This is a genomic window from Nocardioides taihuensis, assembly GCF_042657275.1.
Taxonomy (GTDB): Bacteria; Actinomycetota; Actinomycetes; order Propionibacteriales; family Nocardioidaceae; genus Nocardioides; species Nocardioides taihuensis.
Window position 1 is genome coordinate 244,042 of the sequence record NZ_JBHSKD010000002.1, and the last position, 21,995, is coordinate 266,036.

At 74.2% G+C, this 21,995-nt stretch carries 22 protein-coding genes; 15 read left to right on the forward strand and 7 right to left on the reverse strand.

All coding sequences use genetic code 11. The annotated features are described in order from the left end of the window. The first annotated feature begins 25 nt into the window (after window positions 1-25). From ACFPGP_RS01215 to ACFPGP_RS01230, 4 genes are all read left to right on the forward strand, one after another. On the forward strand, window positions 26-418 hold the full coding sequence (locus ACFPGP_RS01215; RefSeq protein WP_378585762.1) for a metalloregulator ArsR/SmtB family transcription factor: 393 nt from the start codon (window positions 26-28) through the stop codon (window positions 416-418). Further along, complete coding sequence (gene arsB, locus ACFPGP_RS01220) at window positions 415-1,521, forward strand: ACR3 family arsenite efflux transporter (RefSeq protein WP_378585765.1); 1,107 nt, start codon at window positions 415-417, stop codon at window positions 1,519-1,521. Before ACFPGP_RS01215 ends, arsB begins: the two co-directional genes overlap by 4 nt. Before the next feature lie 196 nt (window positions 1,522-1,717). Then, complete coding sequence (locus ACFPGP_RS01225; RefSeq protein ID WP_378585767.1) at window positions 1,718-1,873, forward strand: hypothetical protein; 156 nt, start codon at window positions 1,718-1,720, stop codon at window positions 1,871-1,873. 67 nt (window positions 1,874-1,940) lie between these two features. After that, the gene (locus ACFPGP_RS01230) at window positions 1,941-2,570 is read left to right on the forward strand and encodes a hypothetical protein (protein WP_378585770.1); all 630 of its coding nucleotides are present in this window, start codon (window positions 1,941-1,943) and stop codon (window positions 2,568-2,570) included. Between the two features lie 24 nt (window positions 2,571-2,594). Here the strand turns inward: ACFPGP_RS01230 and ACFPGP_RS01235 are convergent, their stop codons facing one another. Beyond that, window positions 2,595-3,089 (reverse strand): hypothetical protein, encoded by a 495-nt coding sequence (locus ACFPGP_RS01235; protein ID WP_378585773.1) that lies wholly within the window; start codon window positions 3,087-3,089, stop codon window positions 2,595-2,597. A gap of 91 nt (window positions 3,090-3,180) precedes the next feature. On the opposite strand from ACFPGP_RS01235, the gene ACFPGP_RS01240 reads away from it, so the two are divergent. Further along, the gene (locus ACFPGP_RS01240) at window positions 3,181-4,671 is read left to right on the forward strand and encodes a hypothetical protein (protein ID WP_378585774.1); all 1,491 of its coding nucleotides are present in this window, start codon (window positions 3,181-3,183) and stop codon (window positions 4,669-4,671) included. A gap of 6 nt (window positions 4,672-4,677) precedes the next feature. Here ACFPGP_RS01240 and ACFPGP_RS01245 read toward each other — a convergent pair whose 3' ends face one another. Next, on the reverse strand, window positions 4,678-6,213 hold the full coding sequence (locus ACFPGP_RS01245) for an endonuclease/exonuclease/phosphatase family protein (protein WP_378585777.1): 1,536 nt from the start codon (window positions 6,211-6,213) through the stop codon (window positions 4,678-4,680). 78 nt (window positions 6,214-6,291) lie between these two features. Continuing rightward, window positions 6,292-7,002, reverse strand: a complete 711-nt coding sequence (locus tag ACFPGP_RS01250) for a hypothetical protein (protein ID WP_378585780.1) — start codon at window positions 7,000-7,002, stop codon at window positions 6,292-6,294. Window positions 7,003-7,173: 171 nt separating this feature from the next. On the opposite strand from ACFPGP_RS01250, the gene ACFPGP_RS01255 reads away from it, so the two are divergent. The 3 genes from ACFPGP_RS01255 to ACFPGP_RS01265 are packed head-to-tail and all read left to right on the forward strand — an operon-like array spanning window position 7,174 to window position 11,425. Further along, on the forward strand, window positions 7,174-8,277 hold the full coding sequence (locus ACFPGP_RS01255) for a sensor histidine kinase (RefSeq protein WP_378585783.1): 1,104 nt from the start codon (window positions 7,174-7,176) through the stop codon (window positions 8,275-8,277). After that, window positions 8,274-8,918 carry a response regulator gene (locus tag ACFPGP_RS01260; RefSeq protein ID WP_378585786.1) on the forward strand — a complete coding sequence of 215 codons (645 nt, stop codon included), beginning with the start codon at window positions 8,274-8,276 and terminating at the stop codon, window positions 8,916-8,918. The genes ACFPGP_RS01255 and ACFPGP_RS01260 overlap by 4 nt, the downstream gene beginning before the upstream one ends. A gap of 32 nt (window positions 8,919-8,950) precedes the next feature. Then, window positions 8,951-11,425, forward strand: a complete 2,475-nt coding sequence (locus tag ACFPGP_RS01265) for an FAD-dependent oxidoreductase (protein WP_378585788.1) — start codon at window positions 8,951-8,953, stop codon at window positions 11,423-11,425. A 1-nt stretch (window position 11,426) separates the two neighbouring features. On the opposite strand, the gene ACFPGP_RS01270 is transcribed toward ACFPGP_RS01265, so the two are convergent. After that, the gene (locus tag ACFPGP_RS01270) at window positions 11,427-11,939 is read right to left on the reverse strand and encodes a GNAT family N-acetyltransferase (RefSeq protein WP_378585789.1); all 513 of its coding nucleotides are present in this window, start codon (window positions 11,937-11,939) and stop codon (window positions 11,427-11,429) included. 96 nt (window positions 11,940-12,035) lie between these two features. On the opposite strand from ACFPGP_RS01270, the gene ACFPGP_RS01275 reads away from it, so the two are divergent. Next, window positions 12,036-12,599: a GNAT family N-acetyltransferase gene (locus ACFPGP_RS01275; protein ID WP_378585790.1), complete on the forward strand. Its 564-nt coding sequence runs from the start codon at window positions 12,036-12,038 to the stop codon at window positions 12,597-12,599. 16 nt (window positions 12,600-12,615) lie between these two features. Here ACFPGP_RS01275 and ACFPGP_RS01280 read toward each other — a convergent pair whose 3' ends face one another. Then, window positions 12,616-15,717 carry a BTAD domain-containing putative transcriptional regulator gene (locus ACFPGP_RS01280; RefSeq protein WP_378585792.1) on the reverse strand — a complete coding sequence of 1,034 codons (3,102 nt, stop codon included), beginning with the start codon at window positions 15,715-15,717 and terminating at the stop codon, window positions 12,616-12,618. A 131-nt stretch (window positions 15,718-15,848) separates the two neighbouring features. On the opposite strand from ACFPGP_RS01280, the gene ACFPGP_RS01285 reads away from it, so the two are divergent. From ACFPGP_RS01285 to ACFPGP_RS01295, 3 genes are all read left to right on the forward strand, one after another. Continuing rightward, a complete protein-coding gene (locus ACFPGP_RS01285; protein WP_378585795.1) occupies window positions 15,849-16,232 on the forward strand; it encodes a cupin domain-containing protein in 384 nt (127 codons plus the stop codon). Then, a complete protein-coding gene (locus ACFPGP_RS01290) occupies window positions 16,229-16,594 on the forward strand; it encodes a nuclear transport factor 2 family protein (protein ID WP_378585799.1) in 366 nt (121 codons plus the stop codon). The genes ACFPGP_RS01285 and ACFPGP_RS01290 overlap by 4 nt, the downstream gene beginning before the upstream one ends. A 298-nt stretch (window positions 16,595-16,892) precedes the next feature. Continuing rightward, complete coding sequence (locus ACFPGP_RS01295) at window positions 16,893-19,064, forward strand: DEAD/DEAH box helicase (protein ID WP_378585802.1); 2,172 nt, start codon at window positions 16,893-16,895, stop codon at window positions 19,062-19,064. A gap of 15 nt (window positions 19,065-19,079) precedes the next feature. Here ACFPGP_RS01295 and ACFPGP_RS01300 read toward each other — a convergent pair whose 3' ends face one another. Next, window positions 19,080-19,430 (reverse strand): cupin domain-containing protein, encoded by a 351-nt coding sequence (locus tag ACFPGP_RS01300; protein ID WP_378585805.1) that lies wholly within the window; start codon window positions 19,428-19,430, stop codon window positions 19,080-19,082. Window positions 19,431-19,567: 137 nt separating this feature from the next. Next, window positions 19,568-20,020: a MarR family winged helix-turn-helix transcriptional regulator gene (locus tag ACFPGP_RS01305; protein ID WP_378585807.1), complete on the reverse strand. Its 453-nt coding sequence runs from the start codon at window positions 20,018-20,020 to the stop codon at window positions 19,568-19,570. 72 nt (window positions 20,021-20,092) lie between these two features. Here ACFPGP_RS01305 and ACFPGP_RS01310 point away from each other — a divergent pair, with 72 nt between their 5' ends. From ACFPGP_RS01310 to ACFPGP_RS01320, 3 genes are read left to right on the forward strand one after another with little or no spacing between them, the layout of a single operon-like run. Continuing rightward, window positions 20,093-20,722 carry a maleylpyruvate isomerase family mycothiol-dependent enzyme gene (locus ACFPGP_RS01310; protein ID WP_378585810.1) on the forward strand — a complete coding sequence of 210 codons (630 nt, stop codon included), beginning with the start codon at window positions 20,093-20,095 and terminating at the stop codon, window positions 20,720-20,722. Between the two features lie 4 nt (window positions 20,723-20,726). Further along, entirely contained in the window at window positions 20,727-21,110 is a 384-nt protein-coding gene (locus ACFPGP_RS01315; protein WP_378585813.1) for a YciI family protein, read from the forward strand. Between the two features lie 41 nt (window positions 21,111-21,151). Then, window positions 21,152-21,970, forward strand: a complete 819-nt coding sequence (locus ACFPGP_RS01320) for an SMP-30/gluconolactonase/LRE family protein (protein WP_378585815.1) — start codon at window positions 21,152-21,154, stop codon at window positions 21,968-21,970. The last annotated feature ends 25 nt before the right edge of the window (window positions 21,971-21,995 follow it).

Sequence of the window (21,995 nt, forward strand, 5' to 3'; positions counted from 1 at the left end):
CTTCGACATCGCTCAACATAGACACATGTCGAAGTCCTCGTCCGGGTCCGGGCTGCGCGAGCTGTCGCTCGCCGACGACGCCCTGGCCAGCTGCATCCCCCTCGCCCACAAGCCGATGAGTGCCGCGCAGGCCGGGCAGGTGGTGCCGCTGCTCAAGGCCGTCGCCGACCCGACACGCCTGCGCCTGCTGTCGCTCGTGCTCTCCCACGAGGGCGGCGAGGCCTGCGTCTGCGACCTGACGCCCTACTTCGACCTGAGCCAGCCCACGATCAGCCACCACCTCAAGGTGCTGCACGAGAGCGGCGTCCTGCAGCGCGAGCGCCGCGGCACCTGGATCTTCTACCGGGCGCGCCCCGAGGTGATGACGGCCCTCGGCAACCTCTTCGCGACCGGCACGCTCGACGGAGGGCCGGCATGACCGAGCCCGCGCTCCACGCGCCTCCGCACCGCGATGACACGGTGGTGCAGCGCCTGTCCACGCTCGACCGGTTCCTGCCCGTCTGGATCATCGCAGCAATGGTGCTGGGCCTCGCGCTCGGCCGCGCCGTGCCCGGCCTCGACGACGCCCTCGCGGCCGTCGAGGTCGGCTCGGTCTCGCTGCCGATCGCGGTCGGCCTGCTGGTGATGATGTACCCCGTGCTGGCCAAGGTCCGGTACGACGAGCTCGGGCACGTCACCCGCGACCGGCGGATGCTGGTGACCTCGACCGTCCTCAACTGGGTGGCCGGGCCGCTGCTGATGTTCACCCTCGCCTGGGTCTTCCTGCCCGACCTGCCGGCGTTCCGCACCGGGCTGATCATCGTCGGGCTCGCGCGGTGCATCGCGATGGTGCTGATCTGGAACGACCTCGCCTGCGGCGACGGCGAGGCGGCGGCGATCCTGGTCGCCCTCAACGCGATCTTCCAGATCCTCGCGTTCGCGCTGCTCGGGTGGTTCTGCCTGTCCGTCCTCCCGGGCTGGCTCGGGCTCGCGCAGGCCGCCCTCGAGGTGTCGATGTGGAGCATCGCCACGTCGGTGCTCGTCTTCCTCGGCATCCCGCTGCTGGCCGGCTACCTCACCCGCACGATCGGCGAGCGGACGCGCGGGCGGGAGTGGTACGAGACGTCGTTCCTGCCGCGGATCGGCCCGGCCGCCCTCTACGGGCTGCTGTTCACCATCGTCATCCTCTTCGCCCTCCAGGGCGAGACCATCACCGGCAACCCGCTCGACGTGGCCCGGATCGCGGTGCCCCTGCTCGCGTACTTCGTCCTGATGTGGGGCGGCTCGATGCTGCTGACCCGCGCCCTCCGCTTCGACTACCAGCGCGCGACGGCCGTCTCGTTCACTGCCGCCGGCAACAACTTCGAGCTCGCCATCGCCGTGGCCATCGGCGTCTTCGGCGTCGCCTCGGGGCAGGCCCTCGCGGGTGTCGTCGGGCCGCTCATCGAGGTGCCGGCCCTGGTCGCGCTGGTCTACGTCAGCCTCTGGGCCCGCCGCTTCTTCCCCGACCGCGACCCCGCCCCGACCGGGGTCCCGCAGTGAGCACCCGCGTCCCCCAGGACGAGGCAGAGGTGCGCCGGATCGTCGCGGACCGCGACGGCCGGGTGCGCGCCCTGCTCGTCGAGCTGGTCCCCGACCTCGAGCTGCCCCCTCGGTGCTCGCGGAGCAGGACTTCCGGCTCTGGACGCCGGCCGCCCCGACGGCGTGGACTGGTGGGGATGGGGAGGAGGTGACTCCCGTGCTCAAGCGTCCACGCTGGCTGCACAAGCTCCACCGGTCGCAGAAGTGCCCCGACTGCGGAGCGGCGGTGAAGGAGACGTACTGCGAGGTCTGCGGCTACGACCTGGTCCGCAAGGTGCAGGACGACGTCAGCTCGCACCGGCCGACCTTCTGACCCCGGGGCCGGAGGGCAGGACTTCCGTCCCTGTTGTGCACGGGTGTCCTGTCGCACCCTCGTGTGCATGCAGACGACGACGTCGACCGCGGCCGCGTCCCCGGTCGCGCTGACGCCCGCGGTGCCGCACGACGAGCTGTGGTTCCGCGCCCACCCCCGCCTGGCCCTCGCCGTGGTGACCCTGCTCTTCGCCGGCGTGCTGGCCCTGCGCCTCTCGGTCGGCGAACCGGTCGACGGCTACTCCATGCTCTTCGTCTTCCCGGTCGCCCTGGCAGCCGTGGCCTTCGGCGCCCGCGGCGGCCTGCTGGCCGGCGTGGTCGGGCTGGCGCTGGTCGCGGTCTGGGTGCTGGCCCGCGACGTCGACCTCAGCGTGGCCGGCTGGGTGACGCGCGCGCTCCCGCTCCTGCTGCTCGGCTACCTGCTCGGCCGGGCTGTCGACCGCGGGCAGCGGGCCGAGGCCGAGCGTCGCCGGCTCGAGGTCGCCGCCGCGCTCCACCGCGAGGCCATCGAGATCAACGACTCGCTCGTCCAGCGGATGAGCGCCGCCAAGTGGGCGCTCGAGGCCGGCCGCACCGACAGCGGGCTCGAGGCGCTCGTCGAGGCCATCGGCGAGGCGCACCGCCTGGTCTCGGACCTGATCCGGCGCGCCGAGATGGGCGACCACGCCGTGGTGCTGCCACGGGACGCGCGGCCCTGATCGAGCCCGCACCCGTGCGCGGCGTCAGCGAGCGTCACGCTTCGCCTGGCGCCGCGCGCCCTGCGAGCGGGTGGAGGCGTCCTTCTTGACGCCTCCGGTGGTCTTGCGGGTCGTCCGGGCGCGACCGCGAGGCGCTGAGGCAGCCCGCGCGGCCGCGGTCTCCGGGCCGGCGCTGCCAGCCCGGGCAGTCGCGAGACGCTCGGCCTTGAGCGCCTTGGCGGACTCGCCGGCCACCACGCCGAGCCGGCGGCTGACCCGGGCGAGAGCCTCCTCGAAGACCTCGGCGCGGTCGCGGTCGCGCTGGTTGGTCGGGAAGCTCTTCCCGCGGCCGCCGCGCTGGGCGACCGAGGCGCTCGCGGCGCGCCGGTAGTTCTTCACGTACTTGGTGCGTGCCCGTCGGATCCGCTGGTGCAGCTCGAGGAGCTCGTCCTCGTCGAGCTCGGCCATGGCCTCGCGGTCGGTCTCGGCGACCAGCATCCGCTCGGCGTCGGGCATCGAGTTGAGCACGGCTCTGTCCATGTCGGCATCGTCCTCCTCGCAGGCGCCGGCGACCAGCCCCTCAGCGCTCGACGGAGAACTCCGCCGAGCCCGCGGAGCGGCAGGCGGGTCGGTGGGTCCTGACTGTCGTCCGAAGCCCCATGACCTACGCCTCTACCGCGTCGAGCGCGCGGGCGACGACGCTGTGAAGGATAGGCAAGAAGTGGTGGCAGGCATGCAGCACGTGACCGGGACGGGTGGCCGCACCTACTTCCTCCTCGCCGTCATCGTCGCCACGGGGCTGGCCGTGTTCACAGGTCCTGCCGTGTCGACGCCGGGTCCAGCCGGCACCACCGCCGCCGCACCGGCGCTTCGTACGGACGGTCCCCGGTGGGGTCCCGCGCGATCGGTCTCGCCCCCGCACCGGCGGGCCACGTCGCCGGCGCTGGCCTACGACGGGATCGGCAACACGGCCGCGGTGTGGCGGGCCTGGGACGGCCGGAACTGGCGCGTTCAGTACTCCCAGCAGCGCCGGAAGTCGGACTGGAGTCGTCCAGTGTGGATCTCGGCCCCGGGCACCGACGTGGCCGACCCCCAGGTGCGTATCTACTCTGGCGGTGGCGCGAACAAGGCCGGTCGCTACGTGCGGCCGTACGCCACCCGCGTCGTGTCGTGGCTGGCACAACGCCGCCATCACGCGGTGGTCATGGCGAGTGTCACGTACGGCGCTTCCAGCTGGTCGCGACCACTGACGGTCTCCGACCCGCGCCGCGACGCGGTGAAGCCGATCCCGTGGTATGCCGCCGCGCAGTGGCGCGAGGGCCGCTCTCGCGAACCCACACCGACGGTGTTCTACCTCGGCGACGACGGGCACCACAGGCGGGTGCAGATGGCGACCCTCGACCACGCGGGGACCACCGTCCACCGACAGTTCCTGTCGGCGGCCGGCGGTGATGCCCGGGATCTGTCGATGGCCGGGTGGAAGGAGCAGCGGTTGATGTTCAGTCGCTTCGACGGCCACCACTACGTCGCTCTGTCCCACCTCTTCCTGACGCTGCCCACCTCCGGTCCGGAGGCCTACGGGGACATCGCTGAGAACATGCTCACCCCGATGTTCAGCAGGTTCGGTGTCTATTGGACCAACCGCAGCGGCGGAGACGTACGCCTGCGGGGGTCGTTCCACGGTGGTCAGCCGACGACGGTGTCGAACGTCGGCGGCGATGTGCTGGGCATCTACAGCACCGTCATGGACCGGCGCTCCCGTCACGACATCGTCTGGAGGGAGCGTGGGGCTGGGGTGGCGACGCTGTTCCACGCCTACCGCGGGCGCGACGGCTGGGCGGCCCCGCAGCCGGTCTCGGCCCCGGGGCTTCGGACGGGCACTCCGGCCGTCGCCCGGTGCTCGTGGACCACCGTGCTGGCGTGGCCGCAGCAGATCCCGGAACACCCGCTCAGGTGGCGCGTCAGATCCGCCGACCTCTCCGATCTCGGCCCGGTCATCCACTCCGCGATGCCTCCGCGGCTCGTCATGGGGGCTTCGGGGAGGCAGCAGAACGCCCTGGCCTTGGCCTGGCGCGACCCGACGTCGCACCGCATCGTCGTCGCGAAGGTGCTGCATCGCTGACGGGGCTCAACGCCGCACGGAGAACTCCGCGGAGCCGGCCGAGCGGTAGCGGTCGGTGAGCAGGTAGTGGACGACGTAGTCGCCGGGCGGCAGCGGCCACGGGCTGCCCAGGTGGTCCTGCCCGATCACGAGCTCGCCGTCGGTGGTGGGCGGCAGCGCACCCGCGTCGTGGCCACCGGTGTAGGCCCAGACGAGGTAGTCGTCCTGGAACGGGTTCGCTGCGTCGGCGCGGTAGACGCCGATCCAGTCCCACCGGTTGGCCGGGCCCTGGGTCCACGACACCGTGATGTCGTCGCCGACGCCGTAGGTCGCGCGGTCGGTCGTCACCTCCACGTCCGCCGTCGCCGAGCGCACGTCGAGCTGGTTGGTCGCCACCACCTCCCCGTCGGCGCCGGCCAGCGTGACGTCGTACCGCCCGGGCGGCAGTTCGGCGGTGCCCAGGTCGAGGGTGCCCACCTCGCCGCTCACGTCGTACGACGCGGAGCCGGGTCCGCTCAGCCCGATGCTGCCGGCAGAGGTGCCGTCGGGGAACCACCAGTACGCGGTGACCTCCTCGCCCACGGTGACCAGGCGCCGCGACAGCGCGACCGTCGTCGGGATCGGGGCGGGGGTGACCGTGAGCTCGGAGTAGACGGCGCGGTGGTCGGAGGTCCAGCGCGGGTAGCCCAGGTCGACGCCGTCGACGCCCTCCTCGCCCACGACCTGGCTGCTGCCCACCTCGACCGGCCCGCCGGCGTAGGCGAAGTCGATCCGGCGCGCCATCCGGCCCGTGTCGCCCACGTCGCCCCAGGTGTTGCCGGGGTCGGTCACCGGGTCGGGGTGTGCCTCGCGGTAGACGTCGGTCATCCCGGCGTCCACCAGCGCCCGGCTCACCGGCCACGCGACCGGCCCGAAGCCGCGGTGCTGGTCGGCGGTCTCGGCGGTCCAGTCGAGGTGGGACGGCTCGTTGAGGTCGCCGGTCAGCAGCACCGGCCAGCCGTCGGCCATCAGCTCCTCGGCCGACGGGATCAGCTTCTCGATGCTCGACGTGCGCACCTCGTCCTCGGAGGCCAGCACCTCCTCGACCGGCACGCCCTCCACGAGCTGGCGCGGGCCGTCCTTCACGTAGTCGAGGTGGGTGTTGATCATCGCCACCGCCTCGCCCGGTCGTACCTCGAGGTAGGCGTAGAGGCCGTCGGCGCCGGAGGGCTCGAGGATCGGGTACTTCGACAGGATCTGCAGCCCCACGTCGTAGTAGGGGTAGCCCGCGGCCTCGGCGATCTTCGGCAGCCGGTTGTAGGACTCGAGCACCCCGACCACGTCGGCGTCGAGGTCCTCCATCACCGCGTCGGTCGCGCGGGTGCCGCCGTACTCGACGTTGAAGACGAGCAGCGACAGGTCCACCGGGTCCGGCTCCGGCGCCCCGCCCGCGGCCGGGGAGGTGGACGGTGCGGCGGCCGGCTCCTCGGGCTCGTCGGAACCCGTGCACCCGGCGAGCAGTGCAGCGAGGAGTCCGAGCCCGGTGACGACGGCGGCGGCCGGTGCGGGAGAGGAAGGTCGCACGGTGGTTCCCCTATCGGTGACTGAACGCTCAGTCAGTCATCGACCGTAACCGCGCCGGCCGCCGCTGTCGAGAGGTGCTCAGCGGTCCTCGCGCAGCCAGCGCCAGGCGAGGGCGCCGACCCACAGCTCGTAGCCGAGGGTGCTCAGGGCCAGCACCGGGAAGACCGCTCCCGTCACCACCGTGGCGGTGCCGACGAGGCTCAGGGGCAGCAGCGCCACGCCGACGTTGCGCAGCCGGCGCGACCGGCCCTCCAGGGTGAGGGCGAGCACGATCGCACCCACGAAGAAGATCCGCGGCAGGGCCGAGAAGGCCAGCGAGTACGGCGCGATCGCGTCCCAGCCGGCGAGGATCCGGACGTCGGTGCCCTTGGCGGCGGTGTCGAGCGCCACGTCGTGGAGGATCGCGGCGAACGGCCAGACCAGTCCGAGCAGGGTGCCGGAGGCGAGCGCGACGGTGGACAGGATCCCGCTCGGGTCGGCCCGGCGCAGCCGCTGGTGGACCACGCCGAGGAAGCCGAGCAGCAGGACGCCGGCCAGCATGAAGGCGTAGTTGCCCCACCGGTACCAGTCCGCGGCGTCGAGGACGTGGCGTCCCCACTCCAGGGCGGACTCACCGGGTGAGCCGCCGCGAGGGAGCACCAGGGTGGTCATGGCGACCATGACGCCGAGCTGGCAGACCGCGAAGGCGACGCCGAAGCGAGCGGAGGCGCGGGCGAGCCGCGTCTCGGTGCCTTGCGTGCCCGGGGCGGCGGGAAGGTCGTGCGCCGGGCGGGTGGACGTGGTGGACATCGAGGTTCTCCGTTCTGTGGTGGGCCCGGACCGGGCCGACACGAAACCTAGGAATCCGGCGGTGCCGGCCACATCGATCCCGCGGACGGTTCGCGCTCACCCCGCCGACCGCCCGGCGCTCATCCCGTGGGCTGATGCGAGGGACGCCCCCGGCTCACTACATTGCGGCGCGTGGACCTGCTCGACCGCCTGCGCACCACCTGGCTCGACGCCGGGCTGGCCGTCGCGTTCACGGTCGCCGGGCTGCTGCAGACGGCGCTGCTGCCGCTCGCCGCCCCCGCCCTCGCCGTGCTGTACGTCGTGGGGTCGACGCTGCCGGTCGCCTGGCGTCGTACCTTCCCGGTCGAGTCGAGCCTCGTGATGGCGGCCTTCTGGCTGATCCCGCTCGAGGGCTACCCGGTACTCGGGTTCGTGGTCGTGATCCTCCAGTTCTACGCGCTCGGCAACCGGGGCGAGCCCGACCGCGCGGTGGTCGGCGCCACCCTCGTGGCCGCCCTGCTCTCCGTGGCCGGCACGCTGCTCGGCCCCGAGGCGCCCGTCGCCGCGATCGGCGCCGGCCTGGTCGTCCTGGCCCCGGCCGTGGCGGGCCGGGCGGTGCGGCACCAGCAGCGGCAGAACCAGGCGCTGGTCTCCCTCACCCGCGAGCTCGCGGAGGAGCGCAGCCGGGCCGAGGCCGCGGCCGTCGGCGCCGAGCGCGCACGGATCGCGCAGGAGCTCCACGACGTCGTCGGGCACGAGGTCACCCTGATCGCGATCCAGGCCGAGGCCGCCGCTGCGGCGCTGCGGCTCGACCCGGCCCGGGCGGCCGAGCCCGTCGAGGCGATCCGGTCCACCGCCCACCAGACGCTCACCGAGATCCGCGCCGTGCTCGGTGTGCTGGCGCCCGAGGGCGAGGGCGCAGGGCCCGAGGGCCTCGCTGCGCTCGTCGACCGCGCCCGCGACGCCGGGATCGCCGGCACGCTGTCCGTGACCGGCACTCCGCCGCCTGACCAGGCCCCGGTCGCGCTCGCGGTCAACCGGATCGTGCGCGAGTGCCTCACCAACGCCGGTCGCCACGCCCCCGGTGCGCCGGTCGACCTGCAGGTCGACTGGTCGCCCGAGGCGGTGCGGGTCCGTGCGGTCAACCCGGCGCCCGGGCGACGCCGCGTCGCGCCGGGCCGTGGCCTGACGGGGATGCGCCACCGCGCCGAGCTGCTGGGCGGGACGTTCGAGGTGGCGACGACCAGCGGGCTGTTCGACGTCCGCGTCTGCATCCCGGTGGCGGTGGGGGCATGACGCGCGTCGTCGTCGCCGACGACCAGGACCTGGTGCGTCACGGCCTGCGGATGATCCTCGAGCTCGGGGGAGTCGAGGTCGTCGGTGAGGCCGCTGACGGTGCCGCGGCGGTCGCGGCCGCGGCCGAGCTGCGCCCGGACGTCGTGCTGATGGACCTGCGCATGCCCGGCACCGACGGTGTCGAGGCCACCCGCCAGGTCGTCGCGGCCGGCACCGCGAAGGTGCTGGCGCTGACGACCTTCGACGCCGACCAGCACGTCGCGGACGCGCTGCGGGCGGGCGCGGTGGGCTTCCTGCTCAAGGACGTCACCGCCGAGGGGCTCGTGGACGCGGTCGAGCGGGCGGCGGCCGGTGAGCCGGTCGTCGCCCCGGCGGTGCTGGCCCGGCTGATGGAGCACTTCTCCGCCCACCCGCCCGTGCCGCCGGCCCGGCCCCCGGGGTTCGCCGACCTCAGCGAGCGCGAGCGCGAGATCCTCGCCCTCATCGGCGAGGGGCGCTCCAACGCCGAGATCGCCAGCGAGCTGGTGATCAGCATGGCGACGGTGAAGACCCACGTGCGACACGTCTTCGCCAAGCTCGACCTGCGCGACCGCGCCCAGGCCGTCGTGGTGGCGCGCGAGACCGGTCTGTCGGGCGGCTGACGAAACCCGCTCGCCCGGGCATGATGTGGCGGGTGAATGACCGTTCAGTCAGCCAGCCGGACGCCGGCCTGCCCGCCCGGGCCCGCGTCGTCGTCGTGGGCGGCGGCGTGGTCGGGTCGAGCGTCGCCTACCACCTCGCGCACCTCGGCGTCACCGACGTCGTCCTCGTCGAGCGCCACGAGCTCACGGCCGGGACGACGTGGCACGCGGCCGGGCTGATCACCAGCGCCGGGATGACCGACGAGACCTCGATCTGGATGGCCCGCTACTCGCGCGACCTCTACACCCGGCTCGAGGCCGAGACCGGGCACTCGACCGGCTTCCGGGAGATCGGGCACCTCCACCTCGCCTGCAACCCGGGGCGGCTCGAGACCCTGCGCCGCGAGCGCGCCTTCCAGCGCGGCTTCGGCATCGACAACGTCGAGGTCTCGCCGGCCGAGGTCGCGCAGCTGACGCCGGTGACCCGGGTCGACGACGTGCTCGCCGCGTCGTACGTCGCCGACGAGGGGCGCGCCGACCCGGTCGGGGTGGCGACCGCGCTGGCCAAGGGCGCCCGGCAGCTCGGCGTGCGGGTGGTGACCGGCACGTCGGTGACCGGCCTCCGCTCCGAGCGCGGGCGCGTGACCGCCGTGGTCACCGACCGCGGGGACGTGGAGTGCGAGACCGTCGTGCTCGCCGCCGGCCTGTGGACCCGCGAGCTCGGGCGACGCTGCGGCGTCGACGTGCCGCTGCAGGCAGCCGAGCACTACTACCTGCTGACCGAGCCGGTGCCCGGCGTGCACCGCGACCTGCCGGTCGTCGAGGACCCCGACCGCTACGGCTACTACCGCGAGGAGGCCGACGGCCTGCTGGTCGGGTTGTTCGAGCCGGTCGGCGCGGCCTGGCACCTCGACGCGCCGCCGGCCGACTTCGCCTTCGGCACGATCCCGCCCGACTGGGACCGGATGACGCCCTTCCTCGAGCGCGCGATGTGGCGCTACCCGGGCCTCGAGGGCATCGGGCTGCGGAAGCTCTTCTGCGGGCCCGAGTCGTTCACCGCCGACGTGCACCCGCTGCTCGGCCCCGCGCCCGAGGTCGAGGGCGTCTTCGTCGCCGCGGGCATGAACTCCCTCGGCATCCTGTCCGGTGGCGGCGCCGGCAGCGTGGTCGCCCAGTGGATCGTCGACGGCCGGCCGCCGGTCGACGTCACGCACTACTCGGTCGAGCGGGCGCTGCCGCACGAGACCACCCGTCGGTTCCGCGGCGAGCGGGTGGTCGAGGCGCTGGGCGTGCTGTTCGGGGACGGCGTGTGGCCGACCTTCCAGTGGCGCAGCGGGCGCGGCGTACGGCGATCGGTGCTGCACGACCGATTGGCTGCGGCCGGCGCGAGGTTCGGGCAGTCGGCCGGCTGGGAGTACCCGCTGTGGTTCGGCGACCCCGGCACGACGTCCGCGCCCGAGGCGACCTGGGGCCGGGCGGCGTCGTTCCCCCGCGTCGCGGAGGAGCACCGCGCCGTGCGCGAGGCGGTCGGCGTGATGGACATGTCGCTGATGTCGAAGTTCCTCGTGCAGGGACCCGACGCCGGCGGAGTGCTCAACCGGCTCTCGGTGAGCCAGGTGGACGGCGAGCCGGGACGCGTCGTCTACACGCAGTGGTGCCAGGACGACGGCGGCCTGCTCGCCGACCTGACCGTGACCAAGCTCGCCGACGAGCGGTTCCTCGTCGTGGCCAGCGACGTGGTCCACCGCCGGGTCGAGACGATGCTGCGCCGCGCGCCCGCGCCGGGGGAGGTGGCGATCAGCACCGACGTCACGGCCGGCACCACCCTGCTGTCGGTGCAGGGGCCGGCGTCGCGCGAGCTGCTCGCGTCGCTGTCGCCCGACGACTGGTCGGACGCCGCCTTCCCCTACCTCACCGCGCGCGAGGTCGAGGTGGGGTCGTCGCGCTTCCTCGCGCTGCGGGTCACCTACCTCGGGGAGCTGGGCTACGAGCTGCACGTGCCGGCCGACCAGGCCGCCTCGGTGTACGACGCGCTGGTCGCCGCCGGCGCGCCGTACGGGCTGCGCGACGTGGGCCTGCTCGCGATGGGGTCGCTGCGGCTGGAGAAGGGCTACCGCGACTACGGCGTCGACATCGAGAACACCGACGACCCGCTGGTCGCCGGGCTCGGGTTCACGATCGCGTGGGACAAGCCCGGCGGCTTCACCGGGCGCGACGCGCTGCTCGCCCGCCGCGACGACCGCCGGGCGCGGATGGTGCACGTCCGGGTCGACGACCCCGAGCCCCTGCTGCACGGCGGCGAGCCGGTGCTGCACCACGGCACGTGGGTCGGCTACGTCCGCGCCGGCGACTTCGGGCACACCCTCGGCACCAGCGTCGGGCTCGCCGTCGTCGAGCACGACGAGGGCGTCACGCCCGACTGGCTGCGCGCCGGCGGATTCGAGGTCGACGTCGCCGGCACCCGCCACCCGGCGACCCTGTCGCTGCGGCCCTTCTACGACCCGACGCGGGAGCGCATCCTGGGCTGAGTCACCCGCCCGGCGGCACCCAGACCATGTGCACGTCGGCGCGTGCGTAGTGCGAGCCGTCGCGGAGCGGGCGGTGCTCGAAGCCGAGGCTCTCGTACAGCGCGATCGCCGGCCCGAGGCGGGAGTTGGTCTCGAGGTAGAGCTCACGCCCGCCCGTCCCGACGTACGCCCCGATCGCGGCCTCGGCCAGCTGGCGGCCGATGCCGGCGCCGCGCAGCCCGGGGGTGACGGCCATCTTGGTCAGCTCGTAGACACCGTCACCGTCGTGCCGCAGGGCGACGGTGCCCACGGCAGTGCCGTCCGCAGCGACCGCCAGCAGGACCTGCCCACCGTCGGCGATCAGGTGCTGCTCGGGGTCGGTGAGCACCAGCCGGTCGACCTCCTCGATGCTGAACCAGCGCTCGAGCCACTCCCGGTTCAGGCGCTCGAAGTCGGCCTGGCGCCCGGGCTCGTAGGGGACGATCTCGATCGGCCCGGGGAGAGGGTCGGTCGCGGCGGGGGCTTCCTCGACCATCTGCGCAGGATAGTGACGCCGCGCGCAGCGGAACAGTCAACCGGCCTCCTGACAATCCATTTCCCCCCGGCCGCCCCACGGGGCAGCATCGCCCGCATGTCGCTGCCCACCCCCACGCTGCAGACCGAGCGCCTCCGCCTGCGCCCCGTCACCGATGCGGACGCCGATGCGCTCTTCGCGCTGCACGGCGACGCCCACGTGCTGCGCTACTGGGACTCGCCGCCGTGGACCGAGCGGGCCCGTGCCGACCGCTTCATCGCGGCGTGCCGCCAGATCGCGGACGACGGCAGCGGCGCCCGGCTGGTGATCGAGGGCGCCTCCGACGGTGACTTCCTCGGCTGGTGCGGCCTGACGAGCTACAACGCCGACTTCCGCAGTGCGTCGCTGGGCTACGTCCTGACCGAGGCCGCCTGGGGTCACGGGTACGCGACGGAGGCCGCCCGTGCGCTGCTGGCGTGGGCGTTCGACACCCTCGACCTCAACCGCGTCCAGGCCGAGGCCGACACCCGCAACGCCGCCTCTGCCCGCGTCCTGGAGAAGCTCGGGTTCGTCCACGAGGGGACGCTGCGGGAGGACTGCATCGTCGACGGCGACGTCTCGGACTCGTGGGTGTACGGGCTGCTCGAGCGCGAGTGGCGCGCGGCGTCCGCACCCGCCTGAGCGAGCGAGGCGGACGTCAGGCGCCGAGCACGACCAGCCGGTCGCGGCCCTGGCGGACCCCACCCGCGTCGGCGAGCGCCACCGCCTCGCGCGCCAGCCCGGGTGTCGCCGGGTCACCGGTGGCCGCGGCGACCTCCACCCGCGCCCAGCGGGCCTCGTAGTGACCCAGCGGTGGCCCCTCCGCGAGCGCCCGCGCCACCAGCGGCTCGGCGGAGTGCGCTCTGCCCGACTCGACCAGCACCATCGCCGTGCGCGCGGCCGCCCAGCTCGCGAAGAGCCCCAGGTGCTCCGAGGTGCGCAGCGAGGAGCGGAAGGCGTGCAGGGCCGCGTCGAGGTCGCCGCGCCGCTGCGCGGCCAGGCCGATCGCACGCCAGGCGGTCGCCGTCCAGCCGCGGTGCCCGATGCGGGTGGCGATCGCGAGCGCCTCGGCGGCGGCGTCGGTCGCCTCGTCCGCCCGGCGCAGCGCGGCCAGCGCCTCCGCGCGGTGCCACAGCGCGTAGGTCTGGCTCTCGGGGTGGCCGAGGTCGCGCGCCAGCCCGAGCGCCTCGTCCACGAGCGCCAGACCTTCCTCCGGCCGGCCCTCGAAGACCAGGGCGTGGCCGGCGGTCGACCGGGGTGTCACCACCCGCACCAGGTCGCCGGAGTCGCGGAAGAGGTCGGCGGCGCGGCTCAGGGCCGTCTCGCCGCCGGCCACGTCACCGCCGAGGAAGGAGGCCATGGCCCGCGCGTCGATGATCCGCGCCATGCCGTTGGCGTCGCCGAGCCGTTCGTAGAGGGCGAGCGCCTCCGAGGCACGCTCGGCAGCCCGCGCCTCGTGCCCGAGGTTCATGTCGAGCACGGAGGCCACCTCGAGCGCCCGGGCGCGCTCGGTCGCATCGGTCCCCGCCTCGACGACGGCGAGCTCGGCGAGCTGGGCGGCGCGCACCAGGTCGTCGGAGCCGGAGGCCAGCAGCGCCAGCCTGGCCAGCAGCCGCGCGTGGTCGGGGCCGCCGGGGTGCGCCGCGAGCGCGGCGTCCAGGTCGTCGCGCGCGCCGGCGATGTCGCCGCGGCGCTGGCGGGCCTGGCCGCGTACCTCGTGCAGCTGCGCCGCGACGGACGTCGGCGGGCCGAGGTCGAGGCCCTGCGTCGCGACCGCGACCGCCTCGTCGTCGGCGGCGGCGTCGAGTGCGTGCCGGGCGGCCCGGGCGTAGGCCGCTGCGGCCTCGGCGGAGCGGCCGGCCGCGCGCAGGTGCTGCGCGAGCACGACCGGGTCGTCGTCGGCAGGCAGGGCGTCCACCACGGCCGCGTGCAGCCGCACCCGGTCGGCGGGGTCGAGCGACGCTGCGACCACCTCGGTGACCAGGTCGTGGCTGGTCGCCCACCCCTGGTCGCCGAGGCGCACCAGCCCTCGCCGGTGCAGCCGGCCGAGCGACCCGAGCACGTCGGGCTCGTCGGCGCCGGCGGCCTGGGCCAGCACCGCCCCCGGGGTCTCGCGGGCGAGGACCGCGAGGAGTGCGAGCAGCTCCCGGTCGTCGGCGGGCTGCGCGGCGACCCGCGCGGCCACGGCCCGGTGCTGCCCCTCGCGGGCGAGCTCGACGGCACGCCCTGCCGCGGCGCCGTCGACCGACGCCCACCGCCCGCGGGTCGTCGGCGTGAGCAGGCCCTCGGCGGCCAGGGCTCGCAGCACCTCGGCGACCGCCATCGGTGTCCGGCCGGTGTGCTCGCGCAGGGCGTCGGCGACGCGAGGGTCGTCGACCAGGCGGTCGATCGCCTCGCCGGGCAGCCCGCCGAGGTCGATCCGGGCCGTGGTGCGGACGCGGTCGAGGAAGGCCCCGACCTCCGGACCCAGCTCGTCGGGGCGGACGGCGACCAGCACCGGCAGCTGAGGGACCCGGTTGGTGGCGGCCTCCAGCACCTCGAGGCTGCGCGGGTCGCACCACTGGAGGTCGTCGACCGCGAGCGCGGCGTCGAGGCCGCCCAGCAGCCGCAGCGTCGCCTGCTGCACCAGGATCCGGCGGCTCTCGGGGTCGGTCGACGCGGTCACGGCGTCGAGCTCCGGCAGCAGCCAGCCCACGGCTGCGGCCATCGGCGCGGGGAGCGCGTCGACGCGGGTGAGGTCCTGCGCGAGGACGTCGCGGAGCAGGGTGCGCAGCAGCGACCAGGGCTCCGACTGCTCGGCCAGGTAGGCACGCGCACGCACGACCGCGACGTGGCGCGCGACCTCGTCGATCAGCCGCGACTTGCCCGCGCCCGAGACCCCGGCGACCACCACCACGCCGCCGCCTCTGCCTGCGGCGAGCCGCGTGCGCACCGCCGCCAGCTCCGCGTCCCGGCCGACGAAGGTCAGCTCACCGAGCAGCTGGGCCCGGGGCGGCCGGGCCCGCGTTCTGGTGTCCGGGGTCGTCCCCTGGCGCAGCAGCCGCGCGTGGACGGCGGCCGCGGCCGCCGAGGGGGAGACCCCGAGCTCGTCCGCGAGAGCCCTGCGGTAGTCGTCGTACGTCTGGAGGGCGGCAGCCGGGTCGCCGGCTGCCGTGAGCGCGTCGACCAGCGCGAGCACCGCGGTCTCCCGCAGGGGGTCGGCGGTGACGGCGCGGCCGGCGAGGTCCACGGCGGCCTCGGGCTCGCCCTCCTCCACAGCCAGCGCCGCCGCGGTCTCGAGCGCCTGCTGGTGCGCCCGCTGGAGCCGGCTGCGGTAGTCGGACGCCCAGTCGTCGTAGGCCTCCTCGGGGAGGGGGTCGCCCTGCCACCGGTCCAGCGCCTCGCGCAGGTCGGCCCACGTGGCCGGACGACCCGGGGCGACCGCGGCCAGGAACAGCTCGGCGTCCACCTCGCAGACGGGTGGCGCGGCGAGCAGGTAGCCGCCCTGCCCGGTCACGACGGACGACGGGTCGCCCATCGCCCGGCGGGCGCGGTTGACGAGCACCTGGAGGTTGGCGACGGGGTCGGCCGGCAGGCGGTCGGGCCAGAGCGCCTCCGCGAGGAGGTCGTTGCTGACGAAGCGGCCCTGCCGCGTGGCCAGCACCTTGACCAGCGTGCGCACCTTGCGGCCGGCGAACGCGGCCGGGGGGACCTCGAGCCCGTTGCGGAGGACGGCGAAGCGACCCAGCAGACGGATCTCGAGGGACCCTGCGGTCGTCACGGCCACATCCTGCGCCCGGCGGCTCGCCCTCTGCCAGCGAACCGCAACCTTTCCGCAAGGTGGTGTACCTAGCGTCCCCGTCCAGACGGAAGGACCGCCGCAGGGGCGGCCCACCGACCCGAGGAGGCAGCATGGGCACCGAGCAGATGACCCGTCGGCAGACGGTCGAGCAGGCGGACTTCGCCACCCCCGACGAGGTGCGCGCCTTCGAGCGCGGACGCGCCGAGATCCTCTCCATCGGCGGGACCGAGATCGGCCGCCTGGTCCTCGAGCCGGGCTGGCGCTGGTCCGACCACGTCAAGCCGGTCGCCGGCACCGAGCTCTGCGAGGCGCCGCACTTCCAGTACCACGTCTCCGGCACCCTCCGGATCCGCACCGAGGACGGCCGGGAGCTCGACGCCACCCCCGGCCAGGTCACCTCGCTGCCCGCCGGGCACGATGCCTGGGTCGTCGGGGACGAGCCGGTCGTGGTCGTGGACTGGTTCGGCGCGAGCCACTACGCCGAGCAGCCGTGACCACCGACGCCGCCGTCGACGAGCGCGCCACCGCTGCGGCGGTGGCGCGGTTCGCCGAGGCGTTCGACCGTCACGACGTCGACGCGGTGATGGCGGCGGTGACCGACGACTGCGTCTTCGAGTCCACGGCCCCGCCCGACGGCGTACGCCACGAGGGCCGGGTCGCGGTGCGCGCGGCCTGGACGGCCTTCTTCCGCGATGCCGCCGGGTCGACCTTCGAGACCGAGCAGCAGGTGGTCGCCGGCGACCGCGCCGTCGTCCTGTGGCGCTACACCTGGCCGACCGGTCACGTGCGCGGCGTCGACGTCTTCCGCGTGCGCGACGGCCTGGTCGCCGAGAAGCTCTCCTACGTCAAGGGCTGAGGGTCGACGACGGGGAATGCGACGGCTCTCCGGGGCGTTCTCGCCACGCAGGTCGTACGACGTGCAGCGGACCGCCACCCCATCTCGTACACTGGTCACCGACCGGCGCCAGATGACGTGACCGACGCTCTGTTCGGACTCGGGTGGTCGCCGCCGGTCTGCTCGGCCCGGGACGCAACGATTCCCCGGGCGCACGTCGGCCGACCGACGCCGCGTCGTGGCACACGCGGAGGTCCGGCTGGTCGACCCGGAGGTGCGTCGCCGTCCACGGCCCGCACGAGTTGAGAGAGAGACGTGCTTGGCCACGAAGCGTGATCAGCGGTCCGGTGGGAACCGGCGTCGGCAGCCTGCGCGCAAGCAGCAGCAGCAGAACGACGGCGTCATCCCGGAGCTCGCCAAGGCCGTCCGTGAGGTGGAGCACGCCGTCGAGCGGCGGCAGCTGACCTCGGGGCAGCGGGCGCGGTTCCAGGCCGTGGCGCTGCTGGCGCGCGAGGAGCGGGCGCGGGTGCGGGCCGACGAGACGCTCACCGACGCGCAGCGCGACAACTTCCTCAAGCGGCTCGAGGGCGTGGCCACGATCCTGGCCAGCACCGCGGCGCGTGAGCCGTCGCTGTTCTCGCTCCTCCAGGACGACGCCGACATCAGCGAGGCCACCAAACGGATCAAGCGCGACATGGAGACCGCCGGCGGTCTCGAGCCCGCGCCGGAGGCCGAGCCCACGTTCAGCGCCGAGCAGCCGGCCGAGCGCCGCGTCGTACCCCGCTCGGTGGTCTCCGCGCAGCTGGCCAACCCGTTCATGCCCCCCGACTTCAGCAAGGCGGCCCCCCGCACCCAGGGCAAGCTGGTCGGCTGGGAGCTGATCGGCCCGCTGCTCAACGCCTTCGAGCACCCGGTGCCCGGTGCGCCGGCCTGCATGGCACTGCCCGACCCGCTCGAGACCCGGACGCCCCGCGGCTTCGAGCTGATGCCCCACCAGGGCCAGCTGCTGGCCTCGGTCGCGGCCGGCCACCGCACCTTCCTCCTGGCCGACGAGCCGGGCCTCGGCAAGACCGCCCAGGCGCTGCTCGGCGCCGAGGTCGCCCGGGCCTACCCGCTGCTCGCGGTCGTGCCCAACGTCGTGAAGACCAACTGGGCGCGCGAGGCCCAGCGCTGGACGCCGAACCGCTCGGTCACGGTCATCCACGGCGACGGCGCGACGGTCGACGGGTTCGCCGACATCGTCGTGGTCAACTACGAGGTCCTCGACCGCCACGTCGGCTGGCTCGGTGACCACGGTTTCCGCGGGATGGTCGTCGACGAGGCGCACTACATCAAGAACAAGAAGTCCCAGCGCTCCCAGCACGTCGCGGAGATCTCCGAGCGCATCCGGCGCCGGGTCTCCCGGCCGCTGCTGATGGCCCTCACCGGCACCCCGCTGATCAACGACATCGAGGACTTCCGCGCGATCTGGGAGTTCCTCGGCTGGATCGACGAGCGCAAGCCCGGCAACGAGCTGATGGCCGCCCTCGAGGACACCGGCTACACGCCGGCCGACCACGCGTTCTACCCCCTCGCACGGCAGTCGGTGATCGACCTCGGCATCGTGCGCCGGCGCAAGGTCGACGTGGCCGCCGACATCCCCGCCCGCCGCATCGCCGACCTCCCGGTCGAGCTCGAGGGCCCGGCGGGCCGCTCCATCGCCGAGGCCGAGCGCCAGCTCGCCAAGCGCCTCGTCGGGCGCTACCGCGCGGCGATCGAGCACCGTCGCAACGGCGCGGACGTCGAGGGCATCGACCTCACCCTCGTGCACCGGGTCGCGGAGCGCGAGGTCGCCGAGAGCAGCGACGAGAAGACGGGCGACAACGTCTTCACGATGGTGCGCAAGATCGGCCAGGCCAAGGCCGAGCTCGCCGCCGACTACGCCGCCCAGCTCGCGCGCAGCGCCGGCAAGGTCGTCTTCTTCGCCAAGCACCTCGACGTCATGGACACCGCGGCCGAGGTCTTCGACAAGCGCGACCTGCGCTACACGCAGATCCGCGGTGACCAGAGCCGGACCGCGCGCCAGGAGGCGATCGACGGCTTCGTCAACGACCCCGACGTCTCGGTGATCATCTGCTCGCTGACGGCCGCCGGCGTCGGCATCAACCTGCAGGTCTCCTCCAACGTCGTGCTCTCCGAGCTGTCGTGGACCAACGCCGAGCAGACGCAGGCGATCGACCGCGTCCACCGGATCGGCCAGACCGAGCCCGTCACCGCCTGGCGGATCATCGCCGCGCAGACCATCGACGCCAACATCGCCGAGCTGATCGACAGCAAGGCCGGGCTGGCTGCCCGGGCGCTCGACGGTGCCGGCGAGGAGGCCGGCGACAGCGCCGACGTCCGCGTCGAGACGCTCGCCGCGATCCTGACGAAGGCACTCGAGGCCGAGCTCGCGGAGCAGGCGGCGCAGGCCGAGCCGTCCGGCCCCGCGGCGGACATCGAGCTGGTCTGACCGGCCTCCCGCCCGTCAGTCCAGCTGCGGTCCCGGCACCACGTCCCCGGCCGGGGCGGCGCCGGGCGCCGGCTCCTTGAGCTCCACGAAGACGACGTGGGTCGGGGTGTCACCGATGTTCTCGCCGTGGTGCTCCTGGGCGGGCAGCCAGCCCGTGACGCCGGCCGCGAGCTCGACCTCGTGGTGCCGGTCGCCCGACACGAGCCTGCGGCGGAACGAGCTGAGCGTGTACATGACGCTGTCGGGGTGCTGGTGCGGCGTCGTCCGGTCTCCCGGCCGGTCGCGGTACTCGAGGACCCGGACCCGCTCGTTCTCGAGGACGACGCGGTAGTGGTCGGGGTTGGTGGTGACGGGATCGAGGCTCATCCGGTCACGATCGCACCGCACCGCCGCGCTGGCCACTGCCCAGGGTGGCGGTGATGGCAGAGCTGCTGACCGCCACCTCGACCGACCTGGATCCCGCCGACCTTCGCCCGGGCGTGGAGCGCGGCGCGCAGCGAGGGTCAGTCGGTCTCGGCGAGGTAGGGATCGGTGATCTCGCGCAGGTCGGTGAGCGCCCTGCGCAGCTCGGCGGTGCGGTGCGGGCCCAGTCGACGCTCCCACGAGCGCTCCATCTCCTCGACGACCGGTCGCCCGAGCTCGATGAGCGCCCGGCCCCCGTCGGTGATCGTGACGACCCGGGCACGCGCGTCCGCGGGGTCCGGTGCCCGCCGCACCCACCCTCGTTGCTCGAGCTGGTCGACGATCGAGGTCAGTGTCTGCTTGCTGACCTGGGCGGCGCCCGCCAGGTCGTTCATGCGCGAGCCCTTCGCGCCGATCCGCTGGAAGACGCGGGCCTGGCTCACCGACATGTCGTGGCCGTGGCGCCGCAGCTCGTCGAGCACCGCCGACTCCATCGCCCGGTAGGGGATGAACAGCAGCAGCCCGAGGTTCGGCTCGTCGACACGGCTGGTCACGGCGCCATCCTTGCAGAAGTCCGAGAATCGGAGTAAAAATGATCCGAAACTCGGACCTTCTGGGAGGTGGCCGTGGACTCTGACGCCTACTGGGCCGTGGTGGGCCGGCTCCGTCTGCGGCTCGCCGACCTGCTCGAGACCCTCGGCCCCGAGGAGTGGGACCACCCGTCCCTCTGCGCGGGCTGGAGGGTCCGTGACGTGGCCGGGCACCTGTCGCTCGTGCCCACGATCACCGTGCGTGAGATGGCGGCTGCCGCGCCGCGTGCCCGCTTCGACCCGGACCGGATCAACACGCACCTCGCCAGGAGGTACGGCGCTGCGGAGCCCGGCGAGATCGTCGACCGGATCCGCCGGCACGCCGGAGACCGCACGACGGCCTGGGCCCTGAGCACCGCCAACTCGCTGTTCGACATCGAGGTGCACAGCCAGGACATCGCGATCCCGCTGGGCCGCGCGTTCCCGGTTGCACCTGAGGACACGGTGCCGGGTCTCGAACGCGTGTGGACGATGGGGTGGCCGTTCCGTGCCCGCCGGAGGCTCGGGCACCTGGCGCTCCGGGCGACCGATGCTGACTGGGCAGTCGGCGACGGTCCCGAGGTGCGCGGCCCGGCGCTGGCCCTTCTCCTGCTGCTCACGGGGCGCGGCGCCACCGCGGCGCCGGACCTGACGGGGCCCGGCGTCGAGCTCCTCGCACTAGCCTGAGCGCATGGCCCGCGACCCGAACATCCCGGATGCCTTCGACGTGTTCACGGTCGTCGTGCTGCGCCGCCCGGCCGACGCGCCGGAGATGGGCGACGAGGAGCTCGACGACCTCCAGTCCCGCCACCTCGCCTACCGCGCCGACCTCGCCGCACGCGGGCTGATCGTCGCCAACGGTCCCTTCGGCCAGCAGAGCGACGAGTCCTACCGTGGCATGTCGGTCTTCGCCTGCGACCCCGCCGAGGCCGCCCGCCTCTCCGACGGCGACCCGTCGGTGGTCGCCGGCCGCCTGGCGTACGACGCCATGGAGTGGTGGGTGCGGGCCGGCTCGGTGGGCTTCCCCCTCGCCACCGGCCCGGTCGGCGAGCGCCGGGCCATGCCCGACGACTGAGGCGCCGATGACTCCGGGGCGATGAGCCGGTCCACCCCTCCATGACGACGCGTGTGCTCGCCAGCGGCCTCGCCATGGGCGAGTCTCCCCGCTGGCACGACGACCGGCTGTGGGTGTGCGACTGGCTGGCCGGGGAGGTGCTGACGGTCGACGCCGACGGCCACACCGAGGTGGCCCTGCGGGTGCACGGTCTGCCGTTCTCGGTCGACTGGCTGCCCGACGGCCGCATCGTCTGCACGACGCCCCGGGGCGTGGTCGTCGGCCCCGACCTCGCGCCGTACGGCGGGACGGGCCGGCCGTGGAACGAGATCGTGGTCGACCCGGCCGGCCGCGTCTACGTGAACATGCCGGGCTCGATGCCGGGGGAGGAGCCACGGCCCGGCGTCGCTGCCGTGGTCCTGCCCGACGGCGGGACCCGCGACGTCGCGGACGACCTGTGGTTCCCCAACGGGATGGCGGTGACGCCCGACGGCGCGACGCTGATCGTGGCGGAGTCGCACGCCGCGCGGCTGACGGCGTTCACCATCGCGGACGACGGCTCGCTGGCCGACCGTCGGGTGTGGGCCGACCTCGGTGACGGGGCGGCGCCCGACGGCATCTGCCTCGATGCCGCGGGCGCGGTCTGGTACGCCGACGTCCCGAACCAGCACTGCCGCCGCGTGGCCCAGGGCGGGGAGGTGCTCGACACCGTCGAGGTCGACCGCGGCTGCTTCGCCTGCATGCTCGGCGGCCCCGACGGACGCACCCTGCACGTCGTGGCCACCGACTGGGAGACCCTCGACTGGCAGCACGGTGGCGGCGAGCGCACCGGCGAGGTGCTGACGTACGACGCGCCCGCGCCGCACGCCGGCCACCCCTGACCCGTCGGCCCCGCGCCCCGTAGCG